This is a genomic window from Coprococcus sp. AM11-30B (genome assembly GCF_027674365.1).
In the GTDB taxonomy this organism is placed as follows: Bacteria; Bacillota; Clostridia; order Lachnospirales; family Lachnospiraceae; genus Allocoprococcus; species Allocoprococcus comes.
This window is the reverse complement of the sequence record NZ_JAQDVB010000033.1, coordinates 22,108-36,420: the sequence shown is the minus strand read 5'-3', so window position 1 is coordinate 36,420 and position 14,313 is coordinate 22,108. Positions and strand designations below refer to the sequence as shown.

Annotated in this window: 15 protein-coding genes; 8 read left to right on the top strand and 7 right to left on the bottom strand. The window is 39.5% G+C overall.

Annotated elements, in window-relative coordinates; genetic code table 11:
• The first annotated feature begins 175 nt into the window (after window positions 1-175).
• Window positions 176-1,135, top strand: a complete 960-nt coding sequence (locus PGU50_RS16780; RefSeq protein WP_270247517.1) for a DHH family phosphoesterase — start codon at window positions 176-178, stop codon at window positions 1,133-1,135.
• A 59-nt stretch (window positions 1,136-1,194) separates the two neighbouring features.
• Here the strand turns inward: PGU50_RS16780 and PGU50_RS16775 are convergent, their stop codons facing one another.
• Genes PGU50_RS16775 through PGU50_RS16765 form a run of 3 tightly spaced genes read right to left on the bottom strand, consistent with a single transcriptional unit; the run spans window position 1,195 to window position 3,062 of the window.
• Complete coding sequence (locus PGU50_RS16775; RefSeq protein ID WP_117824669.1) at window positions 1,195-1,827, bottom strand: ABC-2 transporter permease; 633 nt, start codon at window positions 1,825-1,827, stop codon at window positions 1,195-1,197.
• Between the two features lie 2 nt (window positions 1,828-1,829).
• The gene (locus PGU50_RS16770; RefSeq protein ID WP_270247515.1) at window positions 1,830-2,687 is read right to left on the bottom strand and encodes an ABC transporter ATP-binding protein; all 858 of its coding nucleotides are present in this window, start codon (window positions 2,685-2,687) and stop codon (window positions 1,830-1,832) included.
• A 3-nt stretch (window positions 2,688-2,690) separates the two neighbouring features.
• The gene (locus PGU50_RS16765; RefSeq protein ID WP_008368544.1) at window positions 2,691-3,062 is read right to left on the bottom strand and encodes a GntR family transcriptional regulator; all 372 of its coding nucleotides are present in this window, start codon (window positions 3,060-3,062) and stop codon (window positions 2,691-2,693) included.
• Between the two features lie 335 nt (window positions 3,063-3,397).
• Between PGU50_RS16765 and PGU50_RS16760 the strand changes: the two genes are divergently transcribed.
• Entirely contained in the window at window positions 3,398-3,652 is a 255-nt protein-coding gene (locus PGU50_RS16760) for an HI0074 family nucleotidyltransferase substrate-binding subunit (RefSeq protein WP_330418921.1), read from the top strand.
• Window positions 3,653-3,668: 16 nt separating this feature from the next.
• On the top strand, window positions 3,669-4,238 hold the full coding sequence (locus PGU50_RS16755; protein ID WP_270247514.1) for a GNAT family N-acetyltransferase: 570 nt from the start codon (window positions 3,669-3,671) through the stop codon (window positions 4,236-4,238).
• A 63-nt stretch (window positions 4,239-4,301) separates the two neighbouring features.
• Here the strand turns inward: PGU50_RS16755 and citX are convergent, their stop codons facing one another.
• Window positions 4,302-4,796 (bottom strand): citrate lyase holo-[acyl-carrier protein] synthase, encoded by a 495-nt coding sequence (gene citX, locus PGU50_RS16750; RefSeq protein ID WP_117559150.1) that lies wholly within the window; start codon window positions 4,794-4,796, stop codon window positions 4,302-4,304.
• A gap of 11 nt (window positions 4,797-4,807) precedes the next feature.
• Window positions 4,808-5,878: a [citrate (pro-3S)-lyase] ligase gene (gene citC, locus PGU50_RS16745; RefSeq protein ID WP_270247513.1), complete on the bottom strand. Its 1,071-nt coding sequence runs from the start codon at window positions 5,876-5,878 to the stop codon at window positions 4,808-4,810.
• 251 nt (window positions 5,879-6,129) lie between these two features.
• Between citC and PGU50_RS16740 the strand changes: the two genes are divergently transcribed.
• Window positions 6,130-6,882, top strand: a complete 753-nt coding sequence (locus PGU50_RS16740; protein WP_118219527.1) for a DUF4866 domain-containing protein — start codon at window positions 6,130-6,132, stop codon at window positions 6,880-6,882.
• Window positions 6,883-6,938: 56 nt separating this feature from the next.
• On the opposite strand, the gene PGU50_RS16735 is transcribed toward PGU50_RS16740, so the two are convergent.
• Window positions 6,939-8,270 carry a threonine/serine ThrE exporter family protein gene (locus tag PGU50_RS16735; protein WP_117824663.1) on the bottom strand — a complete coding sequence of 444 codons (1,332 nt, stop codon included), beginning with the start codon at window positions 8,268-8,270 and terminating at the stop codon, window positions 6,939-6,941.
• A 398-nt stretch (window positions 8,271-8,668) separates the two neighbouring features.
• Between PGU50_RS16735 and PGU50_RS16730 the strand changes: the two genes are divergently transcribed.
• Both PGU50_RS16730 and PGU50_RS16725 read left to right on the top strand, forming a co-directional pair.
• Window positions 8,669-9,541: a phosphoribosylaminoimidazolesuccinocarboxamide synthase gene (locus PGU50_RS16730; RefSeq protein WP_117559144.1), complete on the top strand. Its 873-nt coding sequence runs from the start codon at window positions 8,669-8,671 to the stop codon at window positions 9,539-9,541.
• Window positions 9,542-9,658: 117 nt separating this feature from the next.
• Window positions 9,659-11,674 (top strand): beta-galactosidase, encoded by a 2,016-nt coding sequence (locus tag PGU50_RS16725; protein WP_270247511.1) that lies wholly within the window; start codon window positions 9,659-9,661, stop codon window positions 11,672-11,674.
• A 314-nt stretch (window positions 11,675-11,988) separates the two neighbouring features.
• On the opposite strand, the gene PGU50_RS16720 is transcribed toward PGU50_RS16725, so the two are convergent.
• A complete protein-coding gene (locus tag PGU50_RS16720; RefSeq protein WP_117559140.1) occupies window positions 11,989-12,252 on the bottom strand; it encodes a hypothetical protein in 264 nt (87 codons plus the stop codon).
• A gap of 229 nt (window positions 12,253-12,481) precedes the next feature.
• On the opposite strand from PGU50_RS16720, the gene PGU50_RS16715 reads away from it, so the two are divergent.
• Window positions 12,482-13,318 carry a glucosaminidase domain-containing protein gene (locus PGU50_RS16715; RefSeq protein WP_270247510.1) on the top strand — a complete coding sequence of 279 codons (837 nt, stop codon included), beginning with the start codon at window positions 12,482-12,484 and terminating at the stop codon, window positions 13,316-13,318.
• A 162-nt stretch (window positions 13,319-13,480) separates the two neighbouring features.
• Window positions 13,481-14,188, top strand: coding sequence for a GTP pyrophosphokinase (locus tag PGU50_RS16710; protein WP_270247509.1), 708 nt, complete (start codon window positions 13,481-13,483; stop codon window positions 14,186-14,188).
• Window positions 14,189-14,313: the final 125 nt, after the last annotated feature.

The window sequence follows — 14,313 nt, the reverse complement described above, 5'->3', positions numbered from 1 at the left end:
GTAAAGATTTAAATTTGTATGTGGTTTTGAAGGTACATGAAGAAAGTAAGGGAGCTGTAGACCGTAAGGGTTTGCAGTTTTTTTATTACATATATTACATAGGAAATTATTTACCTTTAAGGAAAAATGTGGTAATATGCTGAAAGAATGAGAGTAATTTAAGAGGCATGAGCAAATGGGTTTTTTAAATCAGCTATTAAAGTACAAAAATATATGTATTCAATGTCATAACAGTCCAGATGCAGATGCACTGGCTGCGGCATATGGGGTGTATACATATTTAAAACTACAGGATATCAATGTGTCAATTATTTACAGTGGAGATTATGAAATCCAAAAAAAAGATCTTTTGTACATGATTGATATCTGTGAGATTCCGGTAGAATACGTAAAAGAGTCACCAAAGACAGATCTTCTACTGCTGGTTGATGGGCAATATGGAAGAGGAAATGTATATCGTTTTGAAGCGGATAATATAGCAATGATTGATCATCATATGCCTTCCATGAAAAAAACAGAAAATGCTTTTATTGACTATTCTTATCAAAGCTGTTCTACAATTGTCTGGGAACTTTTGAAAGAAGAAGGATATGATGTAAAGGCGAATGAAAAGTTAAGTATTGCATTTTTATATGGATTGTATACAGATACTTCTTCCTATGTAGATTTGTACAAGAAGCATGACATTGCGATGCGCGATGAGTTAAGCAAAGATTATCCGGAACTGGAACGGTTAAAAAAATCATCCATGAGTCTGGAGGACCTCATGATTGCAGGAGAAGCTTTGTACCATGCATATTTTGATAAAGAGAAGCAATATCTTTTGATCAGTGCAATGCATTGTGAGCAATCAGTGCTTGGAATCATTGGTGATATGGCAATAAAGGTTGATGTTGCCAAAGTTAGCATTGCATATACGGATATTGACAGTGGATATCAGGTTTCAATAAGAAGCGCGGATCGGGAGTATCTTGCAAATGAAGTGGCAGAAAAGCTCTGCGATGGAATCGGAAGCGGTGGTGGCCATATAGATAAAGCCGGCGGTGTGATTTCAAGAGATTGTATCTGCGAAAGTTATGCAGGATGGGAAATTGCAGACATTATCAAAGAGAGAATGGAAAAAATCATGAAATAAAAAAAGAAACAGTGGTTTACAAAAAAGGAAGTAAACCGCTGTTTCTTTCTATAATGATGTTAGAATTCCCTGTTCTGATAGAATTTTATGGATAGAATCCAGGAAATTATATACAGTAATAAACCTATGAAAAAAAGAATCAAAATATAGTCACTTCGGAAAGGGAAATGTGCAAGTCCGAGAGGCAAATTTTTTATGACAGATTGCAACGAACCAAGCAATGCGAAAAATAAAATAAATCCAATATAATAAGCAAACCGACCTTTCTCAGCACCTAGTTTGAAGGTAAACGGAAACATAAAGGCAGGTGGCAGTAATCCGGTTATAAAGATAATTGTAAAAATAGTAAGAAGACCGGAAATATGAAAGTTGTGTCTTATAATCATGTTGATTGTTTGCACTACTTCAACAATGATGGCAGAAAGTGTAAGGGTACATACTGTTAAAATATATTTGGAGGATACAATTTCTTTCCGGCTACAGGGAAAGGTACAGGCATAGAGACTCCAATTTGATTTTTCATCGTAAGAAAGCAGGTTTACCGGGATAATACTGGAAATTGTAATAGGATATAATGCAAAAAATAGATTGTTATTCCATGCTCCGGCAAAGGAAAATACAATAATCAGAATAAAAAATAAACGACAATATTTTATCATCAGATAAAGATCTTTACGAAGTAATCCTTTCATATTCAGTGAACCCCCTTTATCATAAAAATAAACAAATCTTCTATACTGATCGGATGTACCTTAAATCCTTTCGGAATCTGATCTCGAAGAACTACTGCTTCTACATTGTAAGAAGAGTATTTGACTCCGATGACCGCAGATTGATCGAGTTCCTGAAGCTGTTCCTTTGTACATTGAATGATACCGTATTTTTCCAGAAGCCGGTCTTTTTCTTCGAAAAGAACAAGGTTACCTTTATGAAGAAAGGCAACATAATCACAAATTTTATCCAGATCACTTACAATATGGGAAGAAATTAAAATTGCATGAGATTCATCTCTGGTAAAATCATTGAAAATATCAAGGATTTCATCGCGCATTACAGGATCAAGACCGCTTGTTGCTTCATCAAGGATCAGAAGTTTAGGATGATGAGAGAGAGCAACTGCAATTCCAAGTTTCATCTTCATTCCTTTTGAAAACTTACCAAATTCTTTTTTATTTGGAAGGTTAAATTTTTGGAGATATTGGTCGTATAGAGAAGGATCCCAGTTGTGGAAAATATCCTTCATAATGCGTCCAATCTGTAAAGGAGTCAGGCATTCCTGAAAACCAACTTCATCTAATACAACGCCAATTTCTTCTTTCAAGATAGTAGTAGCAGAAGTGCAGTCTCTTCCCAAAATTCGAATCGAACCGCTGTCTTTTTTTATGATATCCAGAATTAGTTTAATGGTGGTAGTTTTTCCGGCACCATTTTCACCGATGAGTCCTAAGATACATCCACTGGGAAGAGTGAGATTTAGATGATTCAGGGAAAATCCAGGATAGTTCTTATTCAAATCGTTTATTTCTAAAGCATTTGTTTCAAATGTGGTCATAAGCTATTCCTCCATCATGAAATGAAGCATCTCAGTAAGTTCCTGTTCGCTTAGATTACAGGAAGCTGCAAGATGTACTATTTTTTCCATGTAGTCTTCAATTTTTTTCAGATTTGTTTCACGCAAAAGATCCGTATTAAGTGGAGCAACGAAACAGCCCTTTGCTGCAATCGTGTAAATAAAACCTTCTTTTTCCAGTTCATCGTAAGCCCGCTTGGTTGTTACGACACTGATTCGTAGATCTTTGGCAAGGCTTCGAATGGAAGGAAGAGCTTCGTCAGATGGCAATGTTCCACTTATAATTTGCGATTTGAGTTGTGTAAAAATCTGTTCATAGATGGGTGCACCACTTTTGTTATCTATGAATATATTCACGTTTTCACCTCGCTTAAAATGTTATAACTGTATATATACAGTATATACAGTTAGCGAAGGTGTGTCAAGAGAAACAATCCTGCTTGTATAGAAATTTGATTCATGGTATGATAATTTTTATAGATTAAACGGAATTACCAGTCGAATAATATCTGGAGAAATCAATGTATGAAGAGTAGGAGAATAAATATAATGATTTCTCTGATTAAAGTTATGGTAGTGGGAGGAAGGAAAAAGGCAGACTTTTGCGAATACAGGAATAAAAACGGAAGTTATAGACGAAATTATTTCATTTGCAAAAAAACATGATATACATTGTGTAGCAGTCATGGAAGATGATGAAAGAAATATTGGAGATACATGGATTTGCAGAAGGAGCAACAGATTCTCCGAAAATGATTCTCAAAACAGCATATAAAGCAGGTATGATAAAGGATGAAGAACTATGGTTATCTGCATTACAAGAAAGAAATAATGTAACACATTCTTATAACCGAAAGATTGCAATGGGGATTATTACGCAGGCAAAACAGAAGTTTTATAAAATGTTCTGTGAATTAAAAGAAGAAATTGACAGGAATTGGATATAGTAGTCAGGAGCATAAAATGAATACAAATGAAATCAAGATCCGCCCGGCAACCGAAGCGGACGCAGCAGAAATTTTAAATATCTATGCACCCTATATAACGGACACAGCAATTACATTTGAATATGATGTTCCGACACTGGAAGAGTTTACCGGACGGATTCGTCACACACTGAAAAAATATCCGTATCTGGTGGCAGTAAGAGACAGCGAGATTATCGGTTATGCATATGCAGGAGCTTTTTATGGACGGGCTGCATATGACTGGTCGGCAGAAACTACGATTTATGTAAAGAAGGGTTGCAGGCACAGTGGTGTTGGAAAACTGCTTTATCAGGCACTTGAAACTGCACTGAAAGCACAGAATATCATCAATCTATATGCATGCATTGGATATCCGGAAGAAGACGATGAATATCTGACAAAGAACAGCAAGCAGTTCCATGAACATCTGGGATACTGTTTGATCGGAGAATTCCGGAAGTGTGGTTATAAATTTGGGCGTTGGTACCATATGGTCTGGATGGAGAAGATGATAGGAGAACATCCGGAGAAACCGGAGCAGGTAAAGAGATTTTCAGAAATATAGTGATGGAAATTAAAAAACGGGAGAATGCTGTTTGAAAATGCATTCTCCCGTTTCTCAATATTGTTATGAGAGCATCTCTTCGATCTTTGCCTGCATTTCAGCGACGGTATGCTTTCGTGACCGGGCACATTCCTGTGCCTGACAGCCGCAGATCAAACATTTGCGGTAGACGCCGCGGGAGAGTTTTTCTCCGTCTGTTCCAATCACATCCATATCAAAAAGACGTCCGAAGGGGTGGGTTTCTTCGATTTCTGTTGTTAGTTCTTTAATTCTATCTGCCGGATAGTCGACTGTAAGAATAATTTCATTTCCAGTCTTCTCATCAAACTCAGTTTGGGTAAGAATCGGAATGTTCTCTTTTTGTAATACAGCAAAAAGTGCTTCCTTTCCGGAAAGGAATGCTTTTTTGATCTGTTCATTCGTCTTTATAGGTCCCGGAATATTCATGCAGAATGAAATCACTGGGCAATGATATCTTTGAATATATTCATTTTGTATATTAACGCGGCGCTCGCGGCAGGCGAGCATGTCGGTTAATACTACTTCCTGTCCTTTCATAGCAGATCCTCCTAATAATGAATAACATTTTCTTGTTGTCTGATCCGTTCGATTACAGGAATTGCTTCCGGACTTTTGAAATAATCCAGTGTGGTTTGCGGTACCAGCTTCGAAAGGGTATCATAGTCACCATTTTGCAGGGCAAGACGTACATTGGAAGCGCTGATCGGTGTATCCTCACAGGTCTTTCTTGAGACAACGATACATTCGATGCCCTGTTCCGGTAATTTTTCAGACATGATCCGGTTATAGATTCCGGTAACCAGGCTAGTAGGCTCTTCCCCTACGTAACGGCGAGTGATACTGAGCACCTTTGCAATCTGCGTAAATACCGTCAGGTCCAGCATGGCGTGGCTTTCAATCACTGCATTCTCATCTTTCTGGAAATAGCTTGGAAAAGTAGCATTGCTGATAATATATGGACCACTGTCGTGATAACAGATGTTTTTCAAGTGTGCTGTTCCTTTCATGACGAGTTGTTTTCTGATCTTGAATGGAACCAGGCTGGCATCTTCACTGACAATGAAGAGATGAAGCAGATCATTTTCAGCAGCCGCTTTTTCTACAAGATACTGGTGTCCGAGGGTAAACGGGTTGGCGTTCATGACGAGAGCAGCAATCTTTCTGGTGGGAGTCTCAGCAGTCAATTCTTCTGGAAGTGCATCTTTTGCAAAAGTACGCAGATAATTCTGAAATCCGGTTTTTCGGTTTTCCATGAAGACAATCTGTCCATCGATCCGGGCAATTTCATAGAATCCAAGATCACCGAAGAACTTGGCAGAATTACATTTGGTGTAAAGAAAAAGGTGTGTATTCCCTCTTGAAAACTGAAATTCAATCAGATGAGAGACGATGGAATTCATCAGTCCTTCTCCCTGATGTTCATGGCTTACGGCAAAACATCGTAAGGTGTTGCCAAAACAGCTTCCTGTTGCGATAATGTGCATCTCATCGTCATACATGCCGCAGGTGTAATCCAGGTTAGCATCTCTGCGGATCCCTTCTGAGATAAGGAGCACGTCCACTTCATCGTTGGCTCGCTTGTCAGAAGGATAGATTTGAGAAATGTAATAATCTGACATAGATAAATTCCTTTCTGCACAGTAGCTCAAAATATTTGATGAAATTATTTTAACATGTGTATAGAAAATGTAAAGAGGAGCATGGATTCAAGAAAGAAATCAGGCATTATTCTTAAAAAAATACAAATTGGATTTATGTCATATTGATATGATCACAATATGAATTATGTAATTTACTAATAACCAGGATAACCCTATAATATAGTCGGATAAAAAATAATCGTATGATTTATAGTAAAGGAAGGATAGATATGGCAACCATTTTTCCAAGAGAAGAAAAAGCCGAGATGTTATTTGACAAGATTCTTGCAAACCCGGAGGCATGCAGGCGACTGAAAAGAACTTTTTATGATGCCATTGATTCTGGAGATGAGTTTGTGACAGAGAATCTTCCCGCAAAGCAGTTCACCGCTGCATTATTCGATGCATATGAAAATAAAGATTTGACTGCATTTCTCATGGCTGTGTGCCAAAACAGTATGTTCGATCTTTTAAGAAATGCTTTTCTGATACCGTTTAAATTTAATGCGGATGGACAGACAAATCCTAATTTTTTGACAGATGAAGAGGGAAAGCTTCTGGAAAATCTTCCGATTCATGTAAAGGAAAAAGAATATGAAAAATTTCGAAAAGTTTATCAGAAGCGTGATAAAGTAAAAATGTATCTGGCACATGGATATAAGAAAAGGCATTGTTATGATTCAGAAACAATGGAAACACAGGAATATAAGATGGGAGAGCATGACGGAGTACTTCTGATCTATGAACTTCCGGATACTGTAAAAGAAAAAAAGACGGAGGCTGAAGCTTATGCAGCTGTGTGGGATATTATGATGGAACTTCAAAAGGAACTGCCAAATTCTGTGGTATATTACGGACAGGATTTCTTGCAGGAAGAAGGAAAAAGATTTGATGAAATGGGGGTTTTCCTTCCGCTGGAACACTTTTCTGACAGACTGGAAAGGCATATAGAAAAAGCGGATCAAATTGTATATGGTAAATAAAAAGATGCATCTGGTTGAAAAAAGATCAGATGCATCTTTTTATTTAAAATTCTTTTTTACGTGCAATAACGGAATGTCTTGTCCGTCAGAATTCTTGCAAAGATAAGTCCAAGAGGCAAGGCAAGAATGATAAGTATTGCAGCTGCAAACCAGGATGCAGAGGTTTGCAGAGACATCACTCCAAGATTATAGATTGCCCGGTAAAGATAAAGTCCCGGTACCATGATGACAATAGAAGGTACAGTCAGAGAAATTCTCGGGTAACCGATTTTGCTTTTTAATACAGAAGCCAGAATTCCGGCAGTCAGGGCACCGATAAAAGCTGCAGCTGCAGGAGGCAGGGAGGCCAAGTCTACCAGTTCAAGACGGAGTGTATTGGCAATTGCTCCAATGATACCGGCTGTGGCAGAGAGTTCTTTAGGACTGTTGAACATAACAGAAAAGCCGAACACCCCGCAGAAGCTGGCGAGAAGCCGGAATAGTATATGTTGCCAGAGTGTGAGAGAAAGAGGTGGGAAATCACTTGGCTTTAAATGAAGGATAAGTGCCATGATCCAGGCGGTCAAGGTTGCGACAAGAATGATGATCATTGCGTAAGCAAGTCGTTCCAGGCCGGATCGCATATCCAGTTTTGCAAGGTCGATTCCGCTGGTGATAAATGGAAAACCGGGAATGATGAAAAGCATAGAGCATATATATCCAGCTTCATGAGCAAGAGAAATGCCGAACAACAGTTCAGTTGCTTTTAAAAGTGTAGCATAGATAAGGCAGGCAGCAGCAACAGAGGCAGTAATGCCTAAGAATAATGTGAAATGATGCTTAGTCAGTTTACATCTTACAAAGTTGCCGATACCGGCACCGAAAAAAGCAAGAAGCATTTCTACCGGTCCGCCACCAAGGAGAAAGGTAAATGCCCCACAGGCAAATGCTGCGGCAAATCCGAGTGCAACTGGAGAGTAAAGGCCATGGATCCGTTCAATCTCATCCAGATAAGAATGAATCTGTTCACCGGAAAGATATTTTTCCTTTGTTGGGAAATCGTTGATGAAGTTTTCCAGTCGGTTCAATTTCGAAGTATTAACACCGGTATTGGTCAGACACAGCGACTGTGAAAAACAGTTTTCACCGTCAAAACAGGTGTATTCAATGGACATCAGGCCGATGTCGGCGGTACAGGTGATTCCCAGTTCTCTGGAAAGGGTATTCATGGAGCTTCGAACACGCCATGCTCCGGTTCCACAGGAAAGAAGCATCATGCCACATCTACCGACAACAGAGGCTTTTTCAATTAGCCCGGCCTTTGTGATAGGAATGGTATCTTCTTTATTCAGTGCATAATCATGCCATAGAATGTCCATATGATTTTTTTCTATTATGCCTTGCTGCATAAATTTCACTTCCTTTTGCTATACCAATAATATATGAACAATATATTAAATATGTATTATTGATATTGATTTATCATAATAAAGTATAATCATCGAAATGCAAAAGTCAATAGAAGAGTTGAGAAATCCTGAAAAAGGATACGGATATGCCAATGTGGATTTAAAAACATGACCGAGGCAATGTGCATAAAATGAAAAACCATTTTTTGTCTAATGTGTATAAGAAAAAGTATGTAGAAAACACCGGCAGTTTTTAAAGTAATAAATGCTAATAAAAAATGCTAATAAGCAAGAAAGCCTGTTTTTCTTGACACTCATTATGTTAGGTGTTACGGTTATTGAGAGTTAAGAAAACTCCGTTTATTTATTAAGAAAATGAATCAATGAGGTGTAAGAACATGCAGGAATTAAAACCGATCAAAGAAGGTAAAGTACGTGAGATTTATGACAATGGCGACAGCCTGATCATGGTTGCAACAGACCGTATCAGCTGCTTTGACGTAATTCTTAACAATGAAGTGACTAAGAAAGGTACTGTTCTGACACAGATGTCAAAATTCTGGTTTGATATGACAGAAGATATTCTTCCGAACCATATGATTTCTGTAGATACAAAAGAGATGCCGGAATTCTTCCAACAGGAGAAATATGAAGGAAAATCCATGATGTGTAAAAAGCTCAACATGCTTCCGATCGAATGTATCGTTCGTGGTTATATCACAGGAAGCGGCTGGAAGAGCTATCAGGAAAATGGCACAGTATGTGGAATTAAACTTCCGGAAGGATTAAAAGAATCTGACAAACTGCCAGAACCGATTTACACACCATCTACAAAAGCTGAGATCGGTGATCATGATGAAAATATCTCTTATGAACAGAGTGTAGATCACCTGGAAAAATATTTTCCGGGAAGAGGAAAAGAATTAGCTGAAAAGCTTCGTGATAACACCATTGCTCTTTACAAAAAATGTGCAGAATATGCACTCAGCAAAGGAATTATCATTGCAGATACCAAATTTGAATTTGGTCTTGATGAAGAAGGCAATATGGTGATCGGTGATGAGATGCTGACACCGGACAGTTCAAGATTCTGGCCGGCGGACGGATATGAACCGGGACACGGACAGCCGTCTTTTGACAAACAGTTTGCACGTGACTGGCTTACAGCTAATCCAGATAACAACTGGACACTTCCACAGGAAATCGTGGACAAAACAATTGAAAAATATCTGCAGGCATATGAGATGCTTACTGGAGAAAAGCTTGCATAATTATTGCATTTCATATCATAAGAATAAAAATACAAAAGGATCGGCTTTTAATTGCCGGTCCTTTTATTAACTGCTATTATAATAATAGGAAAATATCAATGAGAAAGGAAGAATCTTATGAAACGACCATTTAAGAGGATTTTATACGGCGGAGATTATAACCCGAACCAGTGGGGAAAAGAGGTCTGGAAAGAAGATATGCGCATTTTCAAAGATGCCCGTATCAATAGTGCAACGATTAATGTATTTTCATGGGCAAAGATCCAGCCATCGGAAGATACTTACAATTTTACAGAACTGGATGAAGTGATTGCTATGCTCAGCCAGGAGAATTACGATATCGTGCTTGCTACATCAACAGCAGCGCTGCCGGCATGGATGGTAAAGCGTTATCCGGAGGTCGCAAGGACTGATTATGAGGGAAGACATCACAAATTCGGACAGCGTCATAATGCTTGCCCGAATTCCCTTGTGTTTCAGAAGTTTGCATCCCGTCTGGCCGGAAAGCTTGCCGAGCGTTACGGGAACAATCCACATGTAACCTGCTGGCATATCAGCAACGAGTATGGTGGAGAATGCTACTGCGAAAATTGTGAGAAAGCTTTCCGAGTCTGGCTGCGTGAAAAATATCAGACACTGGATGAACTGAACAAAGCATGGAATACCGAATTCTGGGGACATACGATTTATGACTGGGATGAAGTAGTACTTCCAGATGCTCTTGGTGACGGGATTGAAGATGCGGCAGAACCGCATATGACAGCTTTTGCCGGACTATCGATTGATTATTGTCGCTTTAATTCAGACGGAATGCTGAATAACTTCAAGATGGAAAAAGAAGCGATCCGTAAGTTTGATAAAGAGACACCGATCACTACCAATATGATGGGAACCTTTAAAGGACTGGATTATTTCAAATGGGCGAAAGAAATAGATGTTATTTCGTGGGATAATTATCCATCTTATAACACGCCGTGGAGTATGGTGGCCATGAAGCATGATCTGATGCGTGGACTTAAGGATAAACCATTTATGCTGATGGAACAGACACCGAGCCAACAGAATTGGCAGCCATATAACTCACTTAAACGTCCGGGTCAGATGCGCGCGCAGAGCTATCAGACCATGGCGCACGGTGCGGATACAATCCAGTTCTTTCAGTTGCGCCGAAGTGTAGGCGGATGTGAGAAGTTCCACGGAGCAGTCATTGCTCATGCCGGAACGGAAAATACAAGAGTGTTCCGCGAAGTGAAACAGTTAGGTGAAGAATTGGAAAAACTGAGTAATGTGATTCCGGGAACTGTTAATGAAGCAGAGGTCGGTGTAATCTTTGACTGGGATAACTATTGGGCATTGGAATACACAAGTGGACCATCCATCAGTCTCAAATATGTGGATCAGATCCATCGGTATTACCGCTATTTCTATGATCATAATATGGGGGTTACAATGATTCCGGTAGATGCAGATTTTTCTAAATATAAGATGATCGTAGCACCGGTTCTTTATATGGTAAAACCGGGGATGAAGGAAGCACTGGAGAAATATGTAAAAAATGGCGGTATTCTGGTGACGACTTATATGAGTGGTATCGTTGGTGAGTCGGACAATGTATATCTGGGCGGATATCCGGGACCATTAAAAGAGATGGCCGGTATCTGGGTAGAAGAAATTGATGCTCTTGCGCCGGAACAGTATAATATAGTAACTTTTAAGGACGGAAGCCAGAGTAAATGTAAGATCGTCTGTGATCTGATGCATCTGGAAGGTGCGGAGGTACTGGGCGAATATGCCGAAGATTTCTATGCAGGCATGCCGGCAGTGACCAGACATGATTATGGAAAAGGAAAATTATATTATATTGGAAGCTGTATGGAAGTTGTTGGAACAGATAAGATTCTTACTATGGCAGCAGAAGATGCCAGGGTAAATCCGGTTGCAGAAAATGGTAACGGACTGGAGATTGTAAAACGTAACGGAGAAGAGAAGAGTTTCTACTTTGTGATGAACTTTAAGGATGAAGATCTGAAAATTCCGGAAGAATTTGCAGGAAAGATGGATCTATTAAGTGGAAATGCTGTAGAAAAGGGAGAAATGCTTCCGAAGTTTGGGGTGAAGATTCTAGAAGAATAAAAAATTTGAGAGAAATATAAAAAGAAACAGGAAGTTCAGACAGATGCAAAAGCAAAGCTGTCTGGGATTTCTGTTTCTTTTTATTTAACAGGAAGATGTCAGGAGAGATGCTGTTTGGATTGTACAAAAATAAAAACATAGTTTTCATACTTGGCATATATGTTATAAGACGATATAATTCAAAACAACAAAAACCTATTAAATAGATAGGTAAACAAGGAAAAGAAATATCTTTCCAGTGGAATTTATTCGGATGAAACGAAGAGATAGAAGAAGAGAGGATTTTTCATGCGGCTGAAAAATCCTCTCTTTTTCTATTCTTCAATTACCTGGATTTCCAGAAAATCAAAATCAATCGAATCCACAAAACTGTCCTGATAGAATCTCGCTTTGGAATGCCGCTTGAATTCGTTGATATTCACATCCAGCCAGATCGGTTTGCTGAGATCAAATTCATAGCAGATCTCATCCAGAGCATTGAAAATCTTGTGGGTTCTTGTATCGTCACTGTCATCACAGATGGTGGTATCTCTGATCATATGATTGTCTTTAAATTCTTTTCCCCATAAGCGGAACATGGTAAAATCCTCCTTATAATAAATATGAAAAATGCCGGTCAGGCGAAGAATGTTTTTGTATCAAGTGATTTTCAGTATAGCGGATTTAGGGGAGAAAGTAAAGGAGACAGATTTTATTCTATGATTCTCTGATATGATGTGCTATATTGATACTAAAGTTTATGAAAGAAAGAGAATCATTCTCAATAACATGGAATAGGATAGAGAAAAAAGACAGGGAATCAGAAAAATGTCTGGAATAAAACGAGAAACTATAATCCGGGTTATACTGGGAATCTGTATGATATTTGTATCGATTGGTATGATATATGGTAAGTCCAAAGCCGGGAACGCAGATGAAAAAGGCAGAACCTATATAGAAGAATCAGAAAAAACTGCAAAGCAGAAGAACACAGAGAAAAGCAGGAAAGACAACACGGAATCAACAAAGGCAGACAGCACAATTAAAGCCCAGATGACAGAAGCGCAGCAGCTATCAGACACCGAATCAAAAGGCATTGCCGAGGCTGAAGCGGTAGAAGCATCCATCCAGCCGGGACAGTATCCGGTGATGGGGATCAGCAGTATCCGCGCCTGGCAATTGGTAAATTATTTTAAAGCGTATGGAAGCACTTATCCGGCAGAAGTTTTGACGCAGGGAGGTGCACCGGATATTGAGACATTTGCACAGATGTATTATGAAGAAGCCACGGCAGAAGGCGTCCGTCCGGAGGTTGCATTTGCACAGGCGATGAAGGAGACAGGCTGGCTGCAGTATGGTGGGGATATGCAGATCACCCAGTATAATTTTGCCGGGATCGGGACGACGGGAGGAGGCGTACCGGGGAATTCCTACCCGGATGTCAGAACCGGGATCCGGGCACAGATCCAGCATCTGAAAGCTTATGCGACAGACGAAGCACTTGTCAAGGAATGTGTAGATGACCGTTACTCTTACGTGACAAAGGGGAGCGCACCGTATGTAGAGTGGCTGGGGCAGAAAGAAAATCCGGAAGGGTATGGCTGGGCAACGGGTGAACGTTATGGATACGACATTGTAGAAATGATTCATGCAATGCGAAAATAAAAGAAATGTGTCAGATTGAGATTATCTAATTTATTAAAATACTATGAAGCTTGCCCGGGCTGTATAGATTTCAAAGAGAAAAAATGGTATACTGATTTTACTTTCGGGACGAAAAAGGGAGATAGATTCCGGAGGGAAGTATACATAAAAAGGGGAGATTACATGCAGTCAGCAATGAAGTATTACGATGACGTAGACAGCTGGAAGACCGTCATGTTTCTTTACAATTCCGCATTGAAAGAAGTAGGGACGAAGCTGGAGATACTGAACGATGAATTTCAACATGTACACAGATATAATCCGATCGAGCATATCAAGACCAGGATCAAATCCGCAGAAAGTATTGTGAAAAAGCTGAAGCGGTACGGATATGAGACAAGTATTGAGAACATGGTACGCTATGTCAATGATATCGCAGGAGTCCGTCTGATCTGTTCGTTTACATCCGATATTTACCGGCTTGCGGAGATGATCGGGAATCAGAGCGACTTAAAGGTTCTGTCGATCAAAGACTATATCAAGAATCCGAAGGAAAGTGGATACAAGAGCTATCACATGCTGGTGTCCGTTCCGATCTTTCTGTCGGACAGTGTGGTGGATACGAAGGTCGAGATCCAGATTAGGACAATTGCGATGGATTTCTGGGCGAGTCTGGAGCATAAGATTTATTACAAGTTTGAAGGACAGGCACCGGAGTATATCAGCCGGGAACTAAAGGAATGTGCGGATATGGTATCGGCACTGGATGACAAGATGCTGTCGCTGAATGAAGCAATTCTGGAATGTCTGAAAGAAAGCGGTGAGAAACCGGTTCCGGAGAAAACAGAAGAAGTGGATGCGGAGATCATTGAGAATCCTATGATCCGATAAAGAAACACAAGAAAGTAATTATAAGAAAGCAGGAGCAGTCAATTGATTGTTGAGGAGTATACTCAACGTTAACTGACTGCTCCTGCTTTTTTGATTTCGAACAGAAAAAAATCATATTTAACAAA